The organism is Sphingobacterium sp. UBA6317, assembly GCF_002440385.1.
In the GTDB taxonomy this organism is placed as follows: domain Bacteria; phylum Bacteroidota; class Bacteroidia; order Sphingobacteriales; family Sphingobacteriaceae; genus Sphingobacterium; species Sphingobacterium multivorum.
Window position 1 is genome coordinate 116,544 of the sequence record NZ_DJTD01000039.1, and the last position, 24,353, is coordinate 140,896.

A 24,353-nucleotide genomic window follows, 5' to 3' on the forward strand; every position below is an offset into this window, starting at 1 on the left:
ATCAATTAATTCGATTAATGATTATGCCCATGCGATTTTTTGCCGAGTACAAGAAGTGCATCTCTGAAAGCTAGTGCCAGCTCCCTAGAAGGACCGACTCCAAAGTAATGAAGAAAGATCATGTGTGGATCATCTCCAAGCATATGGTTGTGGATTGCTACAATTTCGATATGGTGTTTCCTTAAAGTACTGATAACTTGATTGACCTCATGGTCTAACATTGCGATGTCACCAGCAATATAGGCTTCGTTTTCGGATCCGGTAAATGACGCCCAACTGTTTAAACCGATCGATGATGTCATTTCGGCTCCCATTGCCATAATTTTTAAATCGGATCGACCTACGGTATATTTGATTGTTGAGCCGTTTATCGCGGCCTCATGACCGATAATGTTATTTAATTCGGTAACATTAAATATCTTATCCCCTGGATCTTGTTTTTGATTCAGTGGTGCTGGTTGATTTCCAACAGCTATTTTAGTGTTTGAGATAGCTGTTGCGTATTTCTGAGCCAATTCGACTGGTTCCCCCATACCGTGGATGTGCATATAAAAGATTCGGGGTTCTTCATAAAAGAAATGATTATGGATTGCCCCAACTTCCAGACCTGATTCAAGGGCAGCAGTAATAAGGGGATTTACTTCTTCCTGAAGTAGAACACAATCGCTCATAAGCACAGCACTCTTTCCGTCCATGGTCCTCTTTATCGCAGCCCATCCTCCAAAGCCAAAAGATATAGAAACATCCTTACCTTTGACGGTCACAGCTAGATCATTACGGGGAAAACTGGTATTATGTGTAACTTCTTTTGCATTATATTTTCCTTTCTTTCCTAAAGCCTTTTCAATTCCCTGGATTTCAGCCTCGGTTAGATCAGGCGTATTCGACGTGGTCGTAGAAAACGCATGAACTGTTTTAAGACCAACTAGTCCGCTGCCGGTTAGCAGCAATCCCATTTTCAATAGCGTTCTGCGTGAAGTTAAGTTTCTAAAATTTTTCATCCTGATCTATTATAGTTTGAAAATATTACTACGTATAAATAATAAGCTATCCCTTGCAACAAATGAACACCACTATTGTTGTTGATTTGGGAATTTTAATCGATCACCATTCGACTTAGAATATATATCCGAATTGAAAAGCAGCAGCAATAGAAATTTTTTGTTCATTGCCAAATCGGATGGGGAAGGGGGTTGCTAGAAAAAGTTTTCCAGCCTGACCATGTGTTATGACCTTACTTAATACCGGTGTAAGCCCATATCGTCCGGAAGTTTCAAATGCAGCCCTGGCGATAAATGTAAATTCCTTTCCAATGGGAAATAATACGCCCGGATGGAACGAGAAATTGCTCATTTTACTATTACCGGATGCTACTTTAATGTAGGGAACCATTTCCAGTGAAAATCCCAAGTGTCCTTCTCTAAGTATGTTGATACCTGTCGGCATACCTACCTGATAGCTATCTTTAAAATTTGGCGTTATCGTACCAGATGATAGGGAAGCAATGGGGTTTACTATACCAACATAAGCAACCAGTTTGCTCGGTTGTTGGGCTCTTAAATGTAATGATGATAAGAGTATAATAATGATCGCTGCACAAAAAGTTTTATGGTAAGAGGAGTGGTATCGGTTTAGTTTCATAATATCTGCTTTATAAAAGCAAGTATAACCAATACGTAACATCTCAAAATAGAATAAATTTTACTATTTTGTATATTCTTTACTTTTTAAAAGATTTCCTCCTATATTCTGAAGGATTACTTCCTGTAAATTTTTTAAAAATGCGCGTGAAATGACTTTGATCAGAAAAACCTGTCAGATAGGCAATTTCAGTAAGGGAAATTGAGCGGTCAGACATAAGTTCAATAGCTTTTTCTATTCTTTTTTTACGGATGTACTCACCATAATTTAAGTTTTCAAAATATTTTGAGAATTCGCGTGACAAATAGCTTGAACTAATATCCAGTTCTTCGGAAAGTTGATTTAAGCTTAATGTTGTATTTGTATCGATTTGATCCTGTATCATTTCCCGCAATAATGCGGTCCATTCTGGAGATTTTTCTTTTTGCTTATCATTTAAATGTTCGTGATAGATTTTAAGGAGCAAAACCTCAGTTGGCCCTTCATTGCTATGTTTCAGTCGGTAGAGGTGTTGAGCCCAGCTATAAAGGCCGTCATAAATGACCATTCCGATCTCCAAAAGCTGATTGTCGTCCTTGATATTGTAAGCTAGACCTGAAAAAATCGCCTCGAGACCTGCAGATTGTGGCATTAAATCATGTCTATCCGTGTCCGCACCACGAACAATTGCAGCAATTCGTTTTAATGCCGGATCGCTTAATTCATGTTTTTTAAGGAAATAGTCAAATGTACACTCGTCTGCATAATGACTGTATTCTACACCAAGAATATCAAACGGAATGGCGTTCGTTTGTTTAGCAATTTCAAAGACCGTATCTAGGGGGGCATATATTATTTTTGCGTCCGGATTTATAAAACGCTTTATCAGCCATGGACAAGCAATCCTATCGATCTTTGGTCTTTCACGTGTAATCCAATCCATATCTTTTTTTCCGTCAAAACATTATGATTAAGATCAATAATTATTGTGTAAAAACAAAGGGAAGTATTTAATTTATTATAATAGCAATACGTTGTCTTTTTATTCTGTTTTAAAAAAATACTTTCTTTATTAGTGTGTTTTATTATATTAGAGCGAAACGCTTTGAAAGATTAAGAGGGAGGTAATGCTTCATTCAAAACATAGCTAATAGATATTTAAACCAAAATCTTATCATTATGATCCATACCAAGCTTAGTATACACTGTAAGATTTTGGTATTCTTTTTTTTTCTTTCGAGCTGCACAACAGTAAATATACCAATAGCTAACTTAAATAAGGTTTCTCCAGGGGCAATGAATCAATTGACAAATGATTCTTTAGGACTAAAGATTGACTTCTATGGGAACGCAAACTTTGGATCTAAGTATCTAGATTTAAAAGATGTCAGGTCTATTTTTCGAAAAAGAAAGATAAAATTTCCATCAAAAAATATTGTTTTTTGGGGTACATATGATGTGACAAGAAATCCAATGTATTTTGTCGGCAGTTTGGAAACTTCTTTAGATGTCTCTAAGTTCACTGCAGATACGTCTATGTATAAATGTGTTTATTATCGTAGTATCCAGAAAAATAGAGATAATGTAATAAGTCGTGTCGCGATCCCATACCACAGAGACTCATTTCTTTTGATCAGTGAAGTTAGGACGGAAATCACCGATATGCAAGAAAGTGTTAAAGATGTTTTAAATAGCATAAAAACGTCCTACAATTCCTTGGCTTACGGAGAGAAATTTGTCGAGCAGAAGCCCGTTCAAGAACCAGATTATTATAATATAGCTGAATCAATTTTTAAAGATAATGGATATGCGAATTATTTGTCTACAAGAGATACGCTGGAAAAACTTGTTCTGCAAAATGAAGATAGCCAATTTGCCAACGAGCTATTAAAATCATATCGTTCGTTTCTTGGTGAAAGTGTTCAATATGATAACGAAACTAAACAAGAACAACAGTCAGTCGAAAAAACTGCTATTACCATTGACCAACTGGTAGAGAAAATTAAGGAACATCGAGTGGTTATGTTTAATGAGAATCATTTACAACCACGTTGTCGTTTGTTAATCAATCTTTTACTGCCAAAACTTTACAAAGAAGGCTTTAATGTCCTTGCTTTAGAAGGTCTATCCGAGGATGATGACCGAATTAATAAGCTGGGATTTCCAAACGTTGAGAGCGGATTTTACACCAGGGATCCTAATATGGCGAATCTCATCAGAACAGCAAGAATTTACGGCTTAAAAGTAATAGGCTATGAAGATTTTGAAAACACAATCAATAGAGATCTACAGCAAGCTAAAAATCTGATTAGAAAAAGTGAAATCGTTACAAAAAATCAAGTTAAACTTATCGTATTAGCTGGCGGAGGACATATTGAAGAAGGAGATATCGGAGAAATCAAAAGTATGGCTCAATATTTTAAGAAACTAAGCAAAATTGACCCTTACACAATTAATCAAGTTAAGTTTTTATCTATTAACGATGTTAATGATTTGGTATATGTTATCGAGAGCAAGATATTGAATGGTTATGACTTGTATTTATCAAATAATCTGAATAGCGATAAAATAGTAATTGGAGCAAAAGATTTAAACCGCAGCTATAGTATACCGAATACTGATTCGACCAAATCAGGCACATCGGCCATTTACATTTATCATGAAAAGGAATATCAATTGGATAAAACAGCTATTCCAGTTTACTTGTCACTTTCTAAAAAGGATTCGCTACAGGTAGACCTTCCGAAAGGAGTATATAGATATGTCAAGCGAGATCATTATGGGGCTATAATTCATCAAGAAACTATTGCGGTAGAATGATTAAAACATCGCGCAGGATATAATTTTCGCTTATGTTATTTTTCGTTGTTAAAGGGACATGGGGGGTGAAGGTAAAACCATGTTCGAGAAGCTAACTACGCCTTTTTTTACAAAAAATAAAACGAAAGCAAATCAACCGTTGTTATAAGAATACTTTTCATAAATTAGGTTAATAACAGGTAGTAAAAACCTTGAGATCCCCCCTCAAGGTTTTTTGTCTTTATCTCACTGTTTTACTGAGCCATGCACAAACTTTCAAACAACTTGGTATTCATCCTAAGCCCATTAAAGTCGCAGCAGCTCCGGTTGGCACTAGTTGATCAGGTCTAGTTCTTTCAATTTTCCCAATATAAGTCGGACGACGGCAGAGGTTCTGCCAACATCACTGAGGGTTATCCATTCAAATGAATCGATTTCACTTGCTGCCTGTAGTGTGCCCGAATAATCCGCAAAATAGCAGGTCATCTTCACGATTACATCGGCCTCTTTGCCATCGGCCGGAGCTTGGAAGGTCTCAAAATAGCGGATCGAATCTTCTTTGACCTCAACGTTGAGTTCTTCCTTAATTTCTCGCTTCAGACATTCTATGTCGGATTCATTAGGTTCTCTTTTGCCTCCTGGCAAATAGAGCTTTGATTTTGATTTGGAAAGTGCCGTCAACACTTTTTTATTCGAAATGCTGATCAATGCGACCTTATCTATAACCTTATTGTCCATATTATAAATTTAGTGAATTAAAATGATGTAAGCGGTTAACAAGCTATGATCACTTCGCTTTTTCCTGTTTGGATTAAAGTTTTTTTTTATTCTTATTACAGCATTTTAACGATGTACTTCTAAAGCAATGATCGTTAATCGATCCAAATGAAACCCTGAGAATAGGTACGGGCCTTACCGGCCACGATCACTCTGTCGTTTTTGTTTTCGCAATAAAGTTGCCCCTCTCTTTCAGACAGCTGACGGGAAAAAAGAGTATCCTTGCCCAATCTTGATGCCCAAAACGGAATAAGGGAACAATAGGCAGACCCAGTAACGGGATCTTCGAGGATCGTTGATTGCGGTGTAAAGTATCTGGATACAAAATCACTGTCGTTTCCTGTTGCTGTGACGACCACACCTCCGGGATCAAGATTAATCAGATCAAAAATGGATCTGTTAATGTGGATGTTTCTGACCTCTTCCTCAGATTCGTATAGTAAAACATAATCTCTTGATTTATAAGTCTCTTTGGGTTGTATGTTAAGCGAGTTTTTAATAACGTCGGGCAGTGCGGAAGGCTGTGGCATTCTGGATGGAAAATCCATATAATAAACTTCGTCTTTTATATCAACAGTTAATTCACCTACTTGCGTTTCAAAAACAATTTTGCTTTTTTGATAGTCTAGGTGCTTAACCAGGCAATGGACGGTCGCTAAGGTTGCATGGCCACATAGGTCCATTTCAATTTCAGGTGTAAACCATCTTAAATGGATTGTATCACCGTTATCTATGAAAAAGGCCGTTTCCGCCACCGCATTTTCACGTGTAATTTTAAACAGTGTCTCATCGGGTAACCACTCTTTTAACGGTACCACGCAGGCTGGGTTTCCCCGGAAAATTTCTCCTGTAAAGGAATCTATTTGATATAGTTCTAACTTCATGATGGATAAATTGCTGTCGTTTGTAAAGTTAATTCAATTCATAAAGATTAGCTTCATTGTTTACAGAATTTGACAGTAAACGCTATATTAACCGATGCTGTACAATCCCTTTGAACAGGTCCCGGGCTGTCAAATCCAAAGATTATTATGTTCTTTTTCGCTCAAATTTTTCCTAACTGTAATTAGGTAGAAATACAGCAGATGTTATTGTGAAGCAAAATGATGAATAGTAATAAACAGTTGAACAACATTTTGAGGGAAATATTTTAAACCTTTTTCATGCTACTATTGTGTTATAGAGAAAATGGGGGTAAAGTAAATAAATAGCTATGGGACTATCGAAATATCGTGAAAAGCGTTCTGAAGAGAAAACCCCGGAACCGTTTGGGGGACAGCCAAATGGGACTGAACTACGCTTTGTTGTGCAGAAACATGATGCCTCTCATTTACATTACGACTTTCGTCTTGAGATGGATGGTGTTCTGAAAAGTTGGGCGGTGCCAAAAGGACCTTCTATGGATCCTAGTATTAAGCGCCTCGCTATGATGGTAGAAGATCATCCCTATGATTACCGAGACTTTGAAGGGGTGATCCCCAAAGGTCAATACGGTGGCGGTACCGTGATCGTCTGGGATGAAGGGACGTATGAGCCAGCTGAAAGTGGCATTAAGGAAGTAGCTAAACAAGAAAAAGACCTGTTGCATCAGCTCTATTCCGGCAAGCTTAAATTTAAGCTCAATGGTCAAAAGCTAAAAGGAGAGTTCGCTCTTGTTAAAGCCCATGGACGTGTAGATAACGGGTGGCTGCTCATGAAACTAGACGATAAATATGCCAGTGAGAAAGATATTACAACAAAAGATAAATCAGTGATCTCAGGCAAGACAATTCCACAGATGGAAAAATCACCCGATCAGGTTTATGGTAAACATATTATCAAAAAAGACAGTACGGTAAAAGATAAGCGTTCAACAAAAAACAAAGCATCTGAGCTAATCAATGATCAGCTTGAAGCTGTTCCTACGGCGACTTCCAAAAAGAAAACGAATATTCAGGCACTTTTAAAAAATGCGCCAAAACAAAGATTCTATTCCCATATCGAGCCTATGCTCGCTACCTTGGTCGATAAACCCTTTGATGATGAGGGCTGGATCTATGAAGTCAAGTGGGATGGATATCGCGCAGTAGCTTTTATGAATAAAGGTGAGGTGGAACTAAAATCCCGTAATGACAAGAGCTTTAATGAAAAATTCTATCCCATCTATGATCAATTGAAGGAGCTGAAATTAGATGCCATCTTGGATGGGGAAGTTGTCGTTTTAGGTGGAAACGGCACGGCCAATTTTGGCTCGCTCCAAAATTGGCGGAGTGAAGCGGATGGCGATCTGGTTTATTACGTTTTCGATATCCTTTGGTATCAGGGACAGGACCTGAAAGACCTGACATTGCTCGAGCGTAAGGCAATTTTAAAAGAAATCATTCCCAAAGGCAACAGCATCCTGGTCAGTGAACATTTTGAAACTTCCGGAATACATTTTCTGGAGGAAGCTAAAAAGCTTGGTTTAGAAGGGATTATGGCGAAGCGTAAAGATAGCACCTATCATATCCATAATCGTTCAAAGGACTGGCTTAAAATTAAAGCAAACAAAAGACAGGAAGTTGTCATAGGCGGGTATACACTGAATGATGATTCAAGTAAGCAGTTTAGTAGCCTTCTTGTAGGCGTCTATGAAGGAAAAAAATTGATCTACACCGGAAAAGTCGGTACTGGCTTTAATGTTAAGCTTCAAAAAGAAATGATGAAGCTATTTAAACCGCTTGTTATTAATAAAGCACCTTTTTCTGAAGAGCCCGACGTCAATAAGCCCTCGCGTTTCAGGCCAAATCCGCCACATGCTACCGTGACATGGCTTAAACCGGAGCTTGTCTGTGAGGTGAGCTTTGCGGAATTAACCAGCGACGGTATTATGCGGCATCCTTCGTTTGACGGAATGCGCGAAGATAAAAGTGCCAAGAAAGTAATTCTTGAGGAGGAAACTCCTACAGAAAAAATGGTAGACGATATGGAAGATAAAATTGTTACACCCAGAGTAAAAGGGCCGCGGAAAACGCTATTAAATCCGACGGATAAAACCCAGGTCAAAAAGATAAATGGACATGAACTAAAGTTTACCAATTTAGATAAGGTGTTTTGGCCGAAAGAGGGAATAACCAAAAGAGACCTCATTAATTATTACTATCAGGCTGCTCCATTTATATTGCCTTATCTTAAGGATAGGCCACAGAGTATGAACCGTTTTCCAAATGGCATTGAAGGCGAAGGTTTTTATTTTAAGAACGTGACTGATACGGCGCCGGAATGGGCAGAGACCTATCTTTACCACAGTGAAGCGGATGAAAAGGACCGTCATTATCTTGTGGGCAAGGACGAAGCCACATTGCTCTATATGGCGAATCTCGGCTGCATTGAAATGAACCCCTGGAGCAGTACGGTTAAAAAGCCTGAAAATCCGTCGTTTTGTATAATTGACCTTGATCCGGACAAAAATTCGTTTGATCAGGTTGTTGAAGCTGCTCAGGTCACAAAGAGCATATTGGATGATATGGGGGCGACTAGCTACTGCAAAACCAGTGGCTCTACAGGGCTTCATATCTATATCCCACTCGGTGGCAAATATACCTACGAACAATCTAAAGAGTTTGCCCGGGTAATTGTCACGCTAGTCCATCATGAGCTTCCTAAATTCACCAGTCTAGAGCGGTCCATAAAAGACCGCAAAGGGAAAATGTATCTTGATTTTTTGCAGAACAGGCCACACGCGACCATTGCAGCCGCATATTCTGTGCGCCCCAAGCCAAGAGCGACAGTGTCTATGCCACTTCATTGGGATGAAGTGAAAAAAGGGTTAAAAATAAGCGATTTTCATATTTTAAACGCGATTGAAAGAATGCAGAGCGAAGGGGATATTTTTAAACCTGTATTGGGCAAAGGGATTAACCTAAAAAGTATAGTGGATAAATATTATAAATAAGTTTCATTTTTAAAAATCAATAACTTTAAACGAACATTTATGAACGTAAAACGCTTTTTCGGAACAATACTGACTATTCTTGGTATTGTCGGTTTAATTTATACAGGCTATGAACTCATCAATAAAAGCACCGCATACACCAATTTAGGGGTAGTTGGCATATTGGCTTTGATTTTCTTTTTTGCCGGTATCGGTCTGGTGAAAAATACCAAAGACGAGTCTTAGCATTAGCCACCAGTTAAAGACCAGCAGGGATTATAGTATATGGTGATCTCGTTACATTTTTTGCATCGCTGACCGTTTTATAAGGTAACCACTATCTTTCCGACGGTACGGCCGGTTTCGATTTGTAGATGAGCTTTTGCCATCTCGTCGAAACCGAAAACATACGAAATGTGTGGTTTTAAAATACCATTTTCCAATAAGGATGCTATTTTCTGCATATCGCGACCACTTGAATAGACCGACATGAAATAACAGGCATGTAACTGTTTTTTTTGAGCCTGAAGCTCATCCGCTTTGGTATGACCAGAAGGTAAGGTAACTATCGTTCCAAATGGTTTTAGTACCTGTACTGACTTCTTAAAATTAATACCTCCAATGGCTTCTAGCAGAAAATTAACGTCATAAAGTACATCTTCGAAATGTGTCTTTTTGCTCGGCTTTTTTATAAAAGATCAAACGAATACTGCATTCTGGTTGTTCCTAATACGAAAAATGAGACGATTGCTTTTGCTGGCTTGATTTACACTTTGTCAAGCCAGCATTTTTTGAAACCGACTATCCCTTATTGGGATCATAACTATATATCAGGGCCGGACTATTCCGGCCTTTTTTACTATATGGTAGCAAATCTTGAATCTGGGATATTTATTGTATATGTCGGGTTGCCTTTTGCAGATATTGCCTTTAGCTACTTCATCTTGCTGTACGACTAATGTTTTTTCTAGATCATCCCAATGCTGTTTCACAGCCTTGAAAACATATTGAGAAATTTTCTAATACCATGATACTAAATTCCAGTAGCCCGTTGTTCTTTATTTTGGTTAGGATTATCCTCATTATGGCAACGTAAGTAAATCCATTTTAGAAGCAACTTTGCATTCATATTAATATTAGTTAAAAATGGAAAATAGGCAAAAGGAAAAAGTTTGGTTCATTACAGGATCTTCAAGAGGATTTGGAAAAATATGGACAGAAGCCGCTTTGAAACGTGGCGACAAGGTGGCAGCTACAGCACGTAATATAAATAGTATTGCCGCGTTAAAAGAAACGTATGGCGATCAGGTTTTGGTTCTTGAAGTGGATGTAACCAATCGCTCCCAAGTGCAAAATGCGATCCACCAAGCCAAGCAGTATTTTGGCAGATTGGATATTGTGCTCAATAATGCAGGGTATTCTTTAGTGGGGACCATTGAAGAGAGTAGCACTGATGAGGTAAAAGCCATGTATGAAACAAATATTATCGGACCTATCCATGTGATTCAGGCAGCATTACCCATACTGCGAGCCCAAGGGCATGGCCATATTTTAGGTACATCCAGCGCTGTTGGCATTTATAGTAATCCCCTAATCGGCTACTATTGTTCTTCGAAATTTGCGTTTGAAGCTATTTACGATAGTTTGTCTAAAGAAGTTGCGGTATTTGGCATCAAAGTAACGCTGATTGAACCTGGGGCTTACAATACCGAATTTGGCAGCACCGAATCACTAAAAATAGCCAGCAAAAAGCTACCGGATTATGACGATTTGAAAAGTCAGGTGATGAAAAATTTACAAACGATGAAGCGGGGAAATCCTAGTGCCACTGCCGATGCGCTATTTGCTGTTGTAGATGCTGAAAACCCACCGTTGCGATTCCTTTTGGGTAAAAATGATCTGCCATATATCCGTCAAATTTATTCAGAGCGTCTCCAGGAATGGGAAACCTGGAAAGCGATTTCTCAAGCAGCCCAAGGCTAGTGATCTATGTCGTCATTAACAATCTTGCGATCTATTCGCTTTTCTTTTTTGTGAGGAAAAGCGAATATTGTTTAACTTGTAACCTAGAATTTTTATAATATGGTTTCCAAAAAATCGAATCATTCCGTAAAAAGATTTAATACGCTGGCCGATGTCATGCAGGCATCAGGTTTTCCGCCGCCGCAGCATCCCTTAATTGTTTTGTTGAATGGGGTAGACAAGCCACTTGAAGGTCATGCTCCTCCTAAATTACATGTGTTGAACTATTATAAAATAGCTTTTAGACCAGATGCCGGAGGGGAACTAATCTATGGCCATACCAAATTTGATTTTAAAGAGGGCGGTTTGTTTTTTGTTGCTCCTCAGCAGATTCTCTCTGCTATAGAAACGGATAAGCAGAAGGAAACTGGAGAACAAAGCATACTTCGCCCACAGATCACGCTGCTCATAGATCCTGATTTTTTATTGCACTATCCGTTAGCCCAAAAGATCCATCAGTATCACTTTTTCTCCTACGCTACCAATGAAGCGTTGCACCTTTCGAACAAAGAAAAAGAAACCATTCTATCACTTTTCAGAAATATAGAAGAAGAACTTGAGAACCGTATAGACGAGATGAGCCACAATGTGATCATCGCCCAGATTGAACTGTTGCTTAATTATGCCCAACGATTTTATAACAGGCAGTTTCTGACCCGAAAACAAAACTATCCAAGTATTGCCGAGCGTATTGATCAATTGTTGGAGGATTATTTCAATAGCGATAAGGTCCTGAGTGGAGGAGTTCCCACCGTGAATTATTTGGCTGATCAGCTGCATATGTCAGCGAGTTATTTAAGCGATCTGTTGCGAAACCTTACCGGTCAAAACACCCAGCAAATCATTCATGATAAAATGATTTATCGGGCAAAGAATAAGTTATCTACCACAGCTCTCCGTGTTTCTGAAATTGCATTTGAATTAGGTTTTGAACAACCGCAATCTTTTAGCAGATTGTTTAAATTAAAAACCAAACAAAGTCCACAACAATATAGAGCTCAATTCAACTAATTTTTACGAATACTTAAACTCTCCGCACTATTTTTTCCGCGGCGGATTTGTATCAGCGTTTTTGAGAAAACACTTCATTTAGTCAATTTTACAATGGAAGTTTTAACACTTGTAATCAGCAGTAAATGGTACTTACAATCTAATGGAAGATAAATATAATCTGTTAAAAGAACATATAGAGAAAGTCGTTGTACTTACTGAAGATGAATTTGACTTGGTAAAAGCATGTTTTATTCAACGGCAATATAGAAAGTCGGAATGTATTTTTAGGGAGGGAGATACCGTAAACTATATTTACTTTGTATTGTCTGGTCTTCTTAAATTTTATTATACAGACGATGACGCTAAGCAACATATTGTTTCATTTGCAATGGAAGACTGGTGGGAAACCGATGTTTCGGCCTTTTATACACGCGGAAATGCTTCATTTACTTTGGAATGTCTTGAGAACACAGAATTACTTTGTCTATCGCTGGAAAATTTTGAAAGGTTGTGCAATAGGCTTCAAAAGATGGAACGCTTTTTCCTTCGTAAATCAATTGCCGGCCATATCGGGTCACAGCAACGGATCTTATCATTTTTAACCTCGGGAGCAAAGGAAAGATATGAGCAGCTGATCAAAAGAAATCCCGCTTTGCTTCAACGGATTCCAAAATTGTTGCTCGCTTCTTACCTAGGCGTATCCAGGGAGACATTAAGCCGTCTGTTTTCTTGATTTTATTTAATTGTGAGGTTTGTCACACAGATGAATGTAAAAATATTTTGAGCTTTGCTCCATAATAATTTTACGGAAATGGAAAAGAAAATAATCAATCCTTGGAACTGGCAGGAAGCCAGAAATTATGTGCAGGCTGTTGAAATTAAACATGCCAATTCAACCTTATATGTGTCGGGACAATGTGCTATTAGTGATGATGGCGTATCGAGCACTGCTGATATGAGAATGCAGATTTTTCATACTATTGAAAATCTTGAAAAAGTTATTCAATCAAGTGGATATGAAGCTCGACATCTCGTTCGCCTCAATATCTACACGACCGATTCTACAGCGCTATTTGAAAACTTTGATGTAATTCAGGATTGGATTACTAAAAATAAAGTGAAGCAAACAAGTACAGTTTTGGAAGTCAAGACATTGTTTGAAACTTTGAAGGTAGAACTGGAAGCAACACTGGTTAAATAACGTCAGGATTAAAAAAATGGCGATAGCTCGCTATTTGCCATTTTTTTATTGTTGAATAACGTCCATAAACCGCATTTGGTTGGAAACTCATAAAGGACAATTCTAATAGCTATAAAACGAAATAATCAGCAAAACTTTTCCCCTAAAATAGCAAACGCTCTGCAGCGAGGATTGTTCTTTCTTTGCAGGCATAGGTTTTTGATGCTTCGGAAAATCGTATAAATTTTAGCTCATTATTCCATGGATCAGCTTAGCTTATTTCAACATGAAGGATATATTTTTCCGGAAGATCTCCTGAACTTTGAACCGGACTTTCTTATGCAGGAGGAAGCTGATCAGTTGTTTGATTTCCTGCTGAAAGAAGTACCCTGGCAGCAGACATCCAAAAAAATGTACGACCGAACGATATTGACTCCTCGCTTGACAGCCTGGTATGGCGACGAAAATGCTACTTATCAAATGGCCGGAAAAACGATAGCCGTGAACGAATGGCTTATCCCATTAAAGGCGTTGAAGGAGCGGATTGAACAGCGGTTTCATTGTACATTCAATTCCGTCTTGCTCAATCTATATCGCGACAACAACGATTCAGTCGCTTGGCACCGTGATCGCGAGAGCGAATTGGGCAATAGACCCGTGATCGGGTCGGTGAGTCTGGGACAAGCACGCTATTTTGATTTCAGGAAAGTGGACGATCATAATAAGAAGTATTCGTTGCTACTGAACCATGGTGCTCTGTTGTTGATGAAAGGCAATTTGCAGGAGACATGGGAACATCGAATCGCAAAATCTACGCAAAAGATGAGCGCAAGGATCAACTTGACATTTCGCCTGATCAACGAAACAAAAGAATGAATAAATAATTTTTGTATAAAGATCAAAAGAAAGAGAACCGTCCATTGTTATAACAATACTTTTCATAAATAAGGTTAATAACAGATAGTAACAACCTTAAGTTCTCGATTTAAGGTTGTTTATCTAACATATTTTAATTTGAATTAATTCTTTTTTTATTAAAAAACTATTCAAATAAAATTGTTGTTTTGTTATAAACTAAATTTCTATAGCATATTACAACTTTATGCACAATCAAAGATACCCCAAAAACGATAACAGCCATCCTCTTATCATGGATAATAATTATAAGCTGGTCGCTGATATGATTAAAAAAGATCTTTTTGGAGTGCTCCTTAAAGCTAAATTAATATGTAATACGGAAATTGCAGTGTTGACTTTATTTGATAACAGTCAAAATTTTGTACAGACTTATTTTCATGATGTCGATGGCAATTTTAGTATCGATAAGGTATTTTTCGATTATGTGTTTGATGTCAACGGCACGCTAGAAATTCCAGACGTTAGCACTGACCCTCAATCGCAGCGCAATTCAGTTATTTTCCAAAATTTTGGTATACTGTATTATTATGAGGCACCGTTAATTGGTTACGACGGAAAAATAGTTGGTTTTTTAAGCGTTATGGATAGACGCCCCAACAAGCTTACGGATAGTCAACAGACTCTTGTTTCATTATTGTGTATAGAGGTTCTTAATTTACTTCAAGAGAAAAACCAGCATCTCCAGTTAACTAGTAAGTTGGAATATGTGAAATCTACACTAGACATGACCAGTCAGGTTGCCAGAGTAGGGAGCTGGGAGTATGACTTAGTTGATGATTATATCGATTGGTCTGAAATGACCAAGATTATTCATGGGGTCCCAAAGGACTATCGTCCATCTATTGAAACAGCAATAGAGTTTTACAAGGATCCTCAACATAAAATGAAAATTGTTCAGGCTATAAATTGCGCAATATCTACGGGAGCATCATGGGATCTTGAATTAGAGATTGATACCTATCAGGGTACAAGGTTGTGGGTTAGAGCATTGGGCAAAGCAGCTTTTAAAAAGGGTAAATGTGTTCGACTATATGGCACTTTTCAGGATATCGATAAGCGTAAACGCTCTGAAGCGGAATCGATACGTTCTAAGAAAATGCTTGAAGATGTTTTGAATGCCACTACTGCCGTTGCTATCATAGCAACTGACGCAGAAGGTGTGATAACCCTTTTCAACCGGGGCGCAGAAAATTTATTGGGGTATAAAAGTGAAGAAGTGATCGGTAAAATTACGCCGACATTATTTCATAGCAGTAGAGAAGTTAGAGATCGCGCGAAGGAACTTGAAATTGAATTTGGCTATCCGATTAGTGAATTTAGAGTGTTCGTCGAAATAGCGGAGCGCTACGGATACGAGCAAAGAGAGTGGATTTATATAAAAAAGGATTTTACGCAACTTTATGTATCTCTTGCCGTTACTGCAATGCGTGATATTTCTGGTCTGATTATAGGTTATCTTGGCATTGCCACAGACATCACGAAGATTGTACTTCAAAGAGAAGAGTTAGAGAAAGCTAAAAAGCTTGCTGACCAAGGTAGCGTGGCGAAGTCAGAGTTTCTCGCCAATATGAGTCATGAAATTCGTACACCTCTTAATGGGATTATAGGGTTTACGGATTTGATGAGTCGAACAAAACTAGACGATACACAAAAAGAGTATCTTTCCATTGTTGATCAGTCTGCTAATCTTCTTTTGAGTATCATAAACGATATACTTGATTTCTCTAAAATTGAAGCTGGCAAATTGGAGCTTTCTGTTGAAAAAAATGATCTGTATGAGATGTTTGCTCAGGTGGCAAGTTTGATTGATTTTCAGTGGAAAGCCAAAAAATTAGATTTTCGGGTAAATTTATCAGAATTATTACCACATTATGTTTGGGTTGACTCACTTCGTCTCAAACAGGTGCTCATGAATCTTTTAAGTAATGCAATAAAATTTACGGAAAAGGGAAGTGTTGCGCTACATGTTGATGTACTATCTTCGGACGAAAATTCCACGACGCTTCGCTTCTGTGTTACGGACAGCGGAATCGGTATTAAACCGGATAAACAGCAAAAGATATTTGAAGCATTTTCTCAAGAAGACGCGTCAATAAGTAAAAGATTCGGAGGAACAGGGCTAGGACTTAGCATTTCCAACCAATTGCTAAAAATGATGGACAGTAAATTACAATTGGAAAGTGAATACGGAAAAGGTAGCAAATTTTATTTTGAAATAACATTAAGATCTCTAAAAGGGGATGTATATGAATGGAAACTTTTAGAATCTTTACATATTATGATAGTCGCCCGGCGAGATGCCGAACGAGCAAATATTGCATTGATGTTGCAGATGAAGAAAGTTAATGTCTCGTTGGCCGATAACGGATTTGAAGTTCTTCAATTGTTGACTAAAGGAGAACGGTATGATGCGATTATTATCGACAATGATCTACCTATTATGAACGGTATCGATACTGTAAAAAAAATCAGGGAAAAGTTACTCTACAGAGGATTTGGACAGCCAGTAGTTTTAATGTTATCAGTGCTTGAAACCAACCCAGCCCTTATTGCTGAAAGCAGCAATATTATTCATTGTATTAACAAACCAGTTAAAGTAAATCAACTGTATTCAACATTAGTTGCTGCGCTACAGCTGAATGAAGGATCTATCAAATATGCTGAAAAAGAAACGCTCATTTTGGAAGGCAAATATAAGATTTTAATTATTGAAGATAATAAATTTAGTATGTTGCTCACCAGAACCATTGTACAGAATGTTCTTCCCAATGCTGAAATCATAGAGGCTGTCGATGGTTTCGTGGGATTTGAATTGTTTAAGGACAATAGGCCTAATTTGGTGTTCATGGATATACAGATGCCTGAAATGAATGGATATGAGTTAACTGAATTGATTAGGAAAAATGAGGACGGTAGGATGCATACACCAATTATAGCATTGACTGCAAGCAATATTAAGGAAGAAAAAGAACGATGCATTTCGTGTGGAATGGACGATTTTGCAGTGAAGCCTTTTGTTAAGAAAACAGTGCTGGAGCTTTTGAGAAAATGGTTGATAAACGACGACAATGAGTAAAGAATAAATCTACTTCACAATTATCGAATGTCCTACTTAAATCCTAATCTCTACAGTTCGTCGTAGCATTGAATATATCTTATTTCATCGTTTAAAACAACATGTTCCTCTGTGTGGTTTTATAAACTAACGGCGTATCATACTGATCCATCACAAGATCTAATGCTTGTAGACCGACAAAAATTAATGATTCAAAACAAACTGATAAAAATGAAAAATATAAGAATATTACAGATAGCCAATGAATTTATAGCAAAGGGAGATTATGAAAGCTTCTTAGCTTATTGTACTGCAGACACGAAATGGGTCTTTGTAGGAGATCGTATACTCCATGGAAAAGAAGAAGTCCGTGCTTATATGAAAGAGTTCTATCAGGAACCACCAGTTTTTAATGTGGAAAAATCGATTGAGGAAGGCGATTCTGTTATGGTGACCGGAGAAATTCGGTTGAGAAATAAGGCCGGAAAATATGAGCATTTCGATTATTGCGACATTTGGCGATTCGAAGATGGAAAAATGGCAGAGCTTAAAGCATTTGTAAATGAAAAACACGGATCGCCGCTATCGTCATCCGAATAGGCTTGGTATTTGATCTATTTCGTGTGTGGTTATACAATAATCCGTAATTTTGATTGAACGTGTGGGGCTTTTCACCGGATGTACCATAGTGAATTTAGCGGGAAAGGCTATTGCGCACAAACTCACTAAAGCAATGGAAAATGAATTAATATATCAGGCAGTAAAACCTGACAGGCCGTTAGCGGATTTTGTTGACAGCTTTTGGCTTTTACAAAATCAATCGGATTGTGATAAAGAGGTTGTTGTACTGCCTGACGGAAGAGTTGATCTATTTTTTACGCAATCTGCAACAGAGCCTTTCCACATGACGCTTTTGGGCATCCAAACTCAGCCGGGGCGGGCGACCATTGCGCCATTGCGACAGACTTACGCCATCAGTTTTAACCCGCTTGCAATCCAATCTGTTTTTCAGACCAGCATCGCCAACTTGGTGGACAGGGCAATTCTGTTGCCTCCTAATTTTTGGAATTTTAGTGCCGACGACCTGAATGACTTTGATTTATTCTGTGCGAAAGCTACAAAAAAAATACAGTCACTTTTGCCACGTGAAGTTGACAACAGGAAACGAACACTGTTCGACCTTATTTATACATCAAACGGGGCGATTACAATCAAAGAACTTGCAGCACAATCGTTTTGGAGTCGGCAGCAGATCAACCGTTATTTTGATCAGCAGTTCGGACTTACAGCAAAAGCATATTGCAATATTATCCGCTTCCGTGCTTCCTTTCAGCACATCAAAGAAGGCAAATTGTTTCCACAACAAAACTTTGCCGATCAATCCCATTTTATTAAAGAAGTCAAGAAACTTGCAGGTGTTTCACCAAAAGAACTGTTGAAGAACCAAAATGAGCGTTTTATACAATTTTCAACGCTCAGATCCACCTAATTTTGTTCAGTCAAAAAAATTAAATTGTACTGGATATGAAATTACAAGACAAGAATGTTGCGGTTATTGGCGGTGGTCCTGGCGGACTCACACTAGCCAAACTCTTACAATTAAAAGGAGTAAATGTAACTGTATATGAGCGTGATAGTAATAAAGAAGTTCGCCAGCAGGGAGCCACACTGGACCTGCACGAAGAAAGTGGATTGGAAGCTCTTCGCAGGGCAAATTTGATGAATGAATTTAAAGCTAGCTTTCGATCCGAGGCTGGACGTTTAAGGGTCTTGGACGGCCAGGCCATCATCAAAATGGATGAGCACGAGCTTCCACATAAGGATCAGGAAGATCGTCCTGAAATTGATCGTGCCCCTTTGCGTGATATTTTAATAAACGCATTGCATGAGGGTACCATCGTCTGGGACAGTCAGTTTGTTTCAATGGAAGAACAGGATCATGGCTGGCTTCTGCATTTCAAAAACGGAAAATCTTTTTACGCTGACCTTGTCGTCGCAGCGGATGGTGCAAACTCAAAAATCCGCCCTTATCTCACCGATATTAAGCCAATTTATTCTGGCGTCACGATTGTTGAAGGAAATGTCTACGAGGCTGAAAAAAACGCACCGAAACTTTGGCAAATTACAAAAGGCGGAAAAGTCTTTGCGCTTGGAAACGGACAATCCATTATCTTAAGTGCAAAAGGAGAGGGCAGTTTATCGTTTTATACCGGTTGTAAAGTCCCTGAAAATTGGGTGCAGGAAAGCGGCATTGACTTTAACAACAAGCAACAGGTATTTGATTGGTTTAAAGTCGCGTTCTCCTCCTGGAGCGAACAATGGCATGAACTTTTTGCAAGTAATGAAATTTGGTTTATGCCACGCCCGCAATATTATTTTCCATTGGACCAGACTTGGCCCACATTACCCAACTTGACCATGCTTGGCGATGCGGCACATCGTATACCGCCCTATGCCGGTGAGGGTGTAAACCAGGCAATGCAGGACGCTTTTGAGCTGGCCGAAAATTTGACCAGCGATCATTTTCCGGATATTCAGACGGCAATTTCACAGTATGAAAAACAAATGCAGACAAGGGCGGCCGAAGTTACCAAAGATACGTTGGAAAACACCGAAATATTACACGCTGAAGGTGCACTTGACAATTTGCTGGCGATGTTTAACGAGCGGAGGTAAACCACGCTCTGCCATTTCGTGGGCAAAAACCACGATTAATCCAATACCTACTCTTTTCCGTTCTATTTTATACGATCGGTTCTGCTGTACTTTGCTTTGAACAAAATATAAATACTATGCCAAATGCACCAAAGTGGTTATTTGATACCTTAGAATTCTTAACGCCCAAGCTGCCTTTGACCGAAGTTGTCGAAACAGTCTCTTTATCAAAATCTGTGAAGAGGATTTGTTTCAAAGGGGATTTAAAAAATGTACAATTTACGGTCGGTTCGTTCATAGACTTCAGAATTAATGATACAGAGGCTCGAAGATATACCGTTTCCCATGCAGATACTGAAAAGAGCTTGTTTGAATTCGTTGTTTATTTGAATGGTAAAGGTTGTGGAAGTCGTCTTATGGCGGATTTGAAAGTGGGCGATCAAATTGTAATGTATAAGCCAAGAGCGTTAAGTAGGTACTATGATAAAACAACGCAAAGATTTGTCATTTTTGGCGATGAAACTTCGTTAGCACTTGCTTGTTCGTTTCTTCCGGTGTTGAAGAAGAACAAGCATCAGTTTATGTTTATTTTTGAATTAGAGGAAGAGAACAAAGATGTTCCAAAATTATTGGGTTTGGAAAACTGCCTGATATTTTCCAAAAACTTTTTGTCCAACAGGCAGGAGTGGGTAGGCAAACTGCCGGTGATCGATACTCCAGATTGGCAAGAAGCTAAGTTCGTGTTGACAGGTAATGCAAAATCGGCTCAACTCTTCAGAAAAATCATTAGAGAAAACGCCAATGGTACCGTTTATTTACACGGCTACTGGTTAGCCGGTAAAAAGGGATTATAATTAGCTTTGAATTATCATACACATCTATTCATTAGCCGCCTGGGCTGGTCCAGCTTGGTAACTAAAGGTGAACCGTGGGCGATGAAGATGAAGGATTGTCAGCATTAAACCGTACTTTTATCGTTCAAACACGTTGAACATGACATTTCTATACCAGTATTTTCGCTTGTATTGGGTGCTAGCGGCATTCCTATTTTCCTTCCATGTTTCTGCACAAAAGCAATCAGGAGTGGACAGCAATGCGTTGGCTATTCACTTTGTTGACGGACAACTTCCTGAAGGTAACTATACCGCAGCGGTGTTGGGAATTCCTCGACCTAATGCATCGCAGCTTGCAATTGTTGAGAAAATGAAACAAGCCTTGAAAGCCAATGAAGATTGGTTTTTCAAAACAATGAAGGAATTAAAACCCGGAGAGCCTATACCATATCACAAAAATCTAGGGATTAGCGAAGCGGAGTATGCTACTTTTATGGAGTTCTCCCAGGCTATCAAAATAGATAAAATAGGGGCTATGGAGCTCAAGATCGTTCGAAAGGACAATAGCATCCATTTCGAACCTAAAGACTTCGGCGATTACTTAAAATATGTGGTCATCAATTTAAAAGACCAGCGGGTCAGGGTTGATAGCCTGGGCTTGGAATACAAAGGGCAGATCATTATGGATGCTAAACGGACAACACTGGTTGCTGGACCTTGGGCAGGTTACTCCTGGCAACTCGAAGAATTTAAGAAAGACGGACAATTAATTTTAGATCCGAATAAAGTGGATCCTGCAGAGATGGGAGAACTGAATATAAAATCTATTGAGGTGATAGTTGGCAAACTCGATCATAATAATCAGTGTTTTCTATATGTCAAGAGCAATATTGTCGATAAAGGCCATGTGCTTGCAAAACAGGATATAGCCCTTTTATTAACGAAAGAATAGGCAGAAATTCAGAAATATACCTAACTTTAAATTAGAGCAAAGCCTAAAGCCGGTTTAACATTTGGCTCAAGCGGACATCTAGCCAAAAAGGCTCCCGTATCGGTTAATAAGGGAGCCTTTCATTTGACAAAAATCGCCTATCCATTTTCCACTTTTGATTTTTCATGGGCGAGAAGTTCATCTGCGCAGAGTTTTCCGAATTTATCGGCCGCCAATGGGCTATCCCCAGTAATCAATTTTCTGTCAACGTGACAATCCCCGGCAATTTTTTTATTCAAAATTTCTACCCCAAGTTGTTTGAGTTTTTCGCCATAAAACCAGGGCATCTCGCCCGGCTGGTATCCACTTTCTGGCAAAGCCTTATCCATTTCATCGGGAAACGAATTGATCTTATACCCCTTAAAGGGAAACTGAGCGTCTCCACAATCTGCTGCGCTTAGGAGTGCTGCGGGGCCATGGCAGATTGCCAACAGATATTTATCTTCAGCTACTGCCCATTTGATAAGTTCTTTTACATCATTATTTTCAGGTAGCCCGAGCATTGCGCCATGTCCGCCTGGAATAAAGACGGCCACGTAGTCAACATATCCTTTGTTCGTATCAGCTATAAAATCCCGTAGGTTGTGCGGGTTTGAAAATTGTGTATTATACTTGTCGAGGATTTTACCGATGTTTTCATCTTCGTACGGCATAGCCCACATTTCGAATTTTACAGGAGCACCAGTTGGTGTGTAGAAGTCAACCTCAAATCCAGCCTGTTCGAAATGAAGAATGGGAACGAGTGTTTCGACCGGATGATTGCCTGTTGAAAATTTCTTTCCATTTTTCATGGTCATATACCGTTCTTCTGTGCAAAGCACAAGAATCTTTTTTCGGGTGTCCTTGTTGACATCGCTGTACTTTTTTTTACCGTAATTTGTCTTGGTTGTAACCATCGTCTTTCTTGAAAAAAAAGAAGGTTCGTAACCAATGCCGTCAAATACAGGTTCTTTGCTCAAATCGTTTGAAAATATTGACATAGTAATATTTTTTTTTGTTTGTCATTCGTGCTATTGATAGGCTTCGAATGTCAAACTTTCCACATTTATTAATCTTTAAGAGATAACAATATCAAAACCCATGCTGTTTCGCCTAAAAAATATTTGTGATCAGGGCAAAATATTTTACGAGGAACTTGGCTTTATGTACTCTAAAATATTTCATCGCTAAAGTAACTAACCATATTAGGTTTTAAGGTCGCTTGGATACTGTTCAAGCGGCCTTTTTCTTTTTGTACATGAGGGAACATATTTTCCAATTTGCCGTCTCTTCAATACAATCCAACAGATCGATATCCGGCATCAAGGTATACGTTTCATTTGGCAGGAGTAAAAAAATATTAGCTCCAGTGTAACAGATGTTTACCTCCATATACTTATTGTATATGAAAGAACTATTCAAAGCAATGCTGTTGCTGTTTTTAGGCACAGCTTTTACGAAAGCTGTATCGGCGCAGTCTAATACGAGTCAATCGGTTATGGTTGAGGGAAAAAAAATGGCCTATAAAACCAGCAATCTTGCCAACCGCAAAGCGGGGGAACCTATTTTGGTGTTCGAAGCCGGATTGGGCGGCGGTACATTTGATCCGATTTTACCCCTTTTGCCCAACCATATCGCGAGTATTCAGTACGAAAGAAGTGGTATTGGTAGTTCCGAACCCGACTCCCGTATTGTGACAGATAGCCAGGTGGTGGCGCGCTTACATGGCCTTTTGCAAACCTTGGCCATTCAGCCCCCTTACTTGTTGGTGGGGCATTCCATGGGAGGCCCCTACATCCGTCTGTTTGCGGCCCAATATCCCGATGAAGTATGCGGACTGGTATTTTCGGACCCGACGGATTTTATGTTAACCGAGCAAGAGGATGAACATGCTAAGGTGGTCTCGAAGAGTAAAACGAGCTATCAGCAGATTACAAAGATTATTATGGAGCAGATGTCCAAAAATAAAAATTCCAGTGCGGGAGCACATATTGATGCTGCTCGAGCGCTAACGTCCATTTCAAAAGGATACTTTCATGAATATCGAACATTGCCGCCATTGAAAAAAGAAATTGCTGCTACAGTGATCATATCCTACAACAAAAATATTGAACTGCCCGATGAAGAGCTGGACCGTAAACTAAATCTGGGTATCAATTTTAAGGCATGGTGGAAAGAATACGATGAATTGCGAATCCAGCACTATGCAGCATTGTTAAAAGACAATGACCATAGCATGCTTGTCCTGCTCCCGAAATATTCACATGGTATTTACTACCAAAATCCGCAATTGGTCGCAAAACTTATACAGGACAATTTTAATAGCTATAAAAAGGAATAACTACCTCGAGCCCCTTGATTCGAGGATGGATCCGATGTAGGAATCAAGGCTTTTTATTTTCCCCTTTTCTTCTTTACCAGCACGATCCAATCGTCCTGTACACTTTCTGTGCCGACCAATAACAGGGCATCATCTATCGACAATAAATCGTCTTCCCAAAGTGGTGTTGTGCTGGTCTGCGCGAGCAGCTGTTCAAGATTTCCTTTCATGGGTTTATAGGCATGCTCGCCAAATTTCCGCCATAAGTACGTAAATCCTTCACGCTTTAAATAGCTGAGTATCTTTTCGTTCATAGGTC

The 24,353-nt window shown here is 38.9% G+C and carries 23 protein-coding genes; 15 read left to right on the top strand and 8 right to left on the bottom strand.

The features are described 5' to 3' along the window. Nucleotides 1–14: 14 nt before the first annotated feature. From B3E92_RS12585 to B3E92_RS12595, 3 genes are all read right to left on the bottom strand, one after another. A complete protein-coding gene (locus tag B3E92_RS12585) occupies nt 15–1,001 on the bottom strand; it encodes a DUF1259 domain-containing protein (RefSeq protein ID WP_286831447.1) in 987 nt (328 codons plus the stop codon). A 115-nt stretch (nt 1,002–1,116) separates the two neighbouring features. Then, entirely contained in the window at nt 1,117–1,641 is a 525-nt protein-coding gene (locus tag B3E92_RS12590) for a hypothetical protein (RefSeq protein ID WP_286897013.1), read from the bottom strand. Between the two features lie 79 nt (nt 1,642–1,720). After that, nucleotides 1,721–2,563, bottom strand: a complete 843-nt coding sequence (locus tag B3E92_RS12595; RefSeq protein WP_286897016.1) for a chromate resistance protein ChrB domain-containing protein — start codon at nt 2,561–2,563, stop codon at nt 1,721–1,723. Nucleotides 2,564–2,799: 236 nt separating this feature from the next. Here B3E92_RS12595 and B3E92_RS12600 point away from each other — a divergent pair, with 236 nt between their 5' ends. Continuing rightward, the gene (locus B3E92_RS12600; RefSeq protein WP_286897019.1) at nt 2,800–4,440 is read left to right on the top strand and encodes a hypothetical protein; all 1,641 of its coding nucleotides are present in this window, start codon (nt 2,800–2,802) and stop codon (nt 4,438–4,440) included. Between the two features lie 312 nt (nt 4,441–4,752). Here the strand turns inward: B3E92_RS12600 and B3E92_RS12605 are convergent, their stop codons facing one another. Together B3E92_RS12605 and B3E92_RS12610 are read right to left on the bottom strand one after the other, a co-directional pair. Further along, nucleotides 4,753–5,157 (bottom strand): NUDIX hydrolase, encoded by a 405-nt coding sequence (locus B3E92_RS12605; protein ID WP_286897022.1) that lies wholly within the window; start codon nt 5,155–5,157, stop codon nt 4,753–4,755. Between the two features lie 134 nt (nt 5,158–5,291). Further along, nucleotides 5,292–6,080 (bottom strand): PhzF family phenazine biosynthesis protein, encoded by a 789-nt coding sequence (locus tag B3E92_RS12610; RefSeq protein ID WP_286897026.1) that lies wholly within the window; start codon nt 6,078–6,080, stop codon nt 5,292–5,294. Nucleotides 6,081–6,409: 329 nt separating this feature from the next. On the opposite strand from B3E92_RS12610, the gene ligD reads away from it, so the two are divergent. Together ligD and B3E92_RS12620 are read left to right on the top strand one after the other, a co-directional pair. Then, nucleotides 6,410–9,109 (top strand): DNA ligase D, encoded by a 2,700-nt coding sequence (ligD, locus tag B3E92_RS12615; protein ID WP_286897029.1) that lies wholly within the window; start codon nt 6,410–6,412, stop codon nt 9,107–9,109. A gap of 39 nt (nt 9,110–9,148) precedes the next feature. Further along, on the top strand, nt 9,149–9,334 hold the full coding sequence (locus B3E92_RS12620) for a hypothetical protein (protein ID WP_286768040.1): 186 nt from the start codon (nt 9,149–9,151) through the stop codon (nt 9,332–9,334). Nucleotides 9,335–9,411: 77 nt separating this feature from the next. Here B3E92_RS12620 and B3E92_RS12625 read toward each other — a convergent pair whose 3' ends face one another. Beyond that, a complete protein-coding gene (locus tag B3E92_RS12625) occupies nt 9,412–9,780 on the bottom strand; it encodes a zinc-binding dehydrogenase (RefSeq protein WP_286897102.1) in 369 nt (122 codons plus the stop codon). 454 nt (nt 9,781–10,234) lie between these two features. On the opposite strand from B3E92_RS12625, the gene B3E92_RS12630 reads away from it, so the two are divergent. The 11 genes from B3E92_RS12630 (at nt 10,235) to B3E92_RS12680 (ending at nt 21,696) form a co-directional block, all read left to right on the top strand. Beyond that, nucleotides 10,235–11,071, top strand: a complete 837-nt coding sequence (locus B3E92_RS12630) for an SDR family NAD(P)-dependent oxidoreductase (protein WP_286897032.1) — start codon at nt 10,235–10,237, stop codon at nt 11,069–11,071. Between the two features lie 99 nt (nt 11,072–11,170). Next, nucleotides 11,171–12,121 (top strand): helix-turn-helix domain-containing protein, encoded by a 951-nt coding sequence (locus B3E92_RS12635; RefSeq protein ID WP_286897035.1) that lies wholly within the window; start codon nt 11,171–11,173, stop codon nt 12,119–12,121. A 142-nt stretch (nt 12,122–12,263) separates the two neighbouring features. Next, on the top strand, nt 12,264–12,836 hold the full coding sequence (locus B3E92_RS12640; protein WP_112374578.1) for a Crp/Fnr family transcriptional regulator: 573 nt from the start codon (nt 12,264–12,266) through the stop codon (nt 12,834–12,836). Between the two features lie 78 nt (nt 12,837–12,914). Continuing rightward, entirely contained in the window at nt 12,915–13,304 is a 390-nt protein-coding gene (locus B3E92_RS12645) for a RidA family protein (protein WP_286897037.1), read from the top strand. Nucleotides 13,305–13,544: 240 nt separating this feature from the next. Continuing rightward, nucleotides 13,545–14,159, top strand: coding sequence for an alpha-ketoglutarate-dependent dioxygenase AlkB family protein (locus B3E92_RS12650; RefSeq protein WP_286709283.1), 615 nt, complete (start codon nt 13,545–13,547; stop codon nt 14,157–14,159). Nucleotides 14,160–14,385: 226 nt separating this feature from the next. Further along, on the top strand, nt 14,386–17,277 hold the full coding sequence (locus tag B3E92_RS12655) for a response regulator (RefSeq protein ID WP_286897041.1): 2,892 nt from the start codon (nt 14,386–14,388) through the stop codon (nt 17,275–17,277). Nucleotides 17,278–17,487: 210 nt separating this feature from the next. Further along, entirely contained in the window at nt 17,488–17,856 is a 369-nt protein-coding gene (locus B3E92_RS12660; protein WP_112374817.1) for a nuclear transport factor 2 family protein, read from the top strand. Nucleotides 17,857–17,989: 133 nt separating this feature from the next. Beyond that, nucleotides 17,990–18,745, top strand: a complete 756-nt coding sequence (locus B3E92_RS12665) for a helix-turn-helix domain-containing protein (protein ID WP_286897043.1) — start codon at nt 17,990–17,992, stop codon at nt 18,743–18,745. A gap of 35 nt (nt 18,746–18,780) precedes the next feature. Then, on the top strand, nt 18,781–19,932 hold the full coding sequence (locus B3E92_RS12670) for an FAD-dependent oxidoreductase (RefSeq protein ID WP_286897046.1): 1,152 nt from the start codon (nt 18,781–18,783) through the stop codon (nt 19,930–19,932). A 116-nt stretch (nt 19,933–20,048) separates the two neighbouring features. After that, a complete protein-coding gene (locus B3E92_RS12675) occupies nt 20,049–20,765 on the top strand; it encodes an FAD-binding oxidoreductase (protein ID WP_286897049.1) in 717 nt (238 codons plus the stop codon). Nucleotides 20,766–20,904: 139 nt separating this feature from the next. After that, the gene (locus B3E92_RS12680) at nt 20,905–21,696 is read left to right on the top strand and encodes a hypothetical protein (protein ID WP_070568446.1); all 792 of its coding nucleotides are present in this window, start codon (nt 20,905–20,907) and stop codon (nt 21,694–21,696) included. 137 nt (nt 21,697–21,833) lie between these two features. On the opposite strand, the gene B3E92_RS12685 is transcribed toward B3E92_RS12680, so the two are convergent. Further along, entirely contained in the window at nt 21,834–22,715 is an 882-nt protein-coding gene (locus B3E92_RS12685) for a DJ-1/PfpI family protein (RefSeq protein WP_286897051.1), read from the bottom strand. A gap of 404 nt (nt 22,716–23,119) precedes the next feature. On the opposite strand from B3E92_RS12685, the gene B3E92_RS12690 reads away from it, so the two are divergent. Next, nucleotides 23,120–24,055: an alpha/beta fold hydrolase gene (locus tag B3E92_RS12690; RefSeq protein WP_286897054.1), complete on the top strand. Its 936-nt coding sequence runs from the start codon at nt 23,120–23,122 to the stop codon at nt 24,053–24,055. 53 nt (nt 24,056–24,108) lie between these two features. On the opposite strand, the gene B3E92_RS12695 is transcribed toward B3E92_RS12690, so the two are convergent. Further along, nucleotides 24,109–24,348, bottom strand: a complete 240-nt coding sequence (locus B3E92_RS12695; protein WP_286897056.1) for a hypothetical protein — start codon at nt 24,346–24,348, stop codon at nt 24,109–24,111. Between the last annotated feature and the right edge of the window lie 5 nt (nt 24,349–24,353).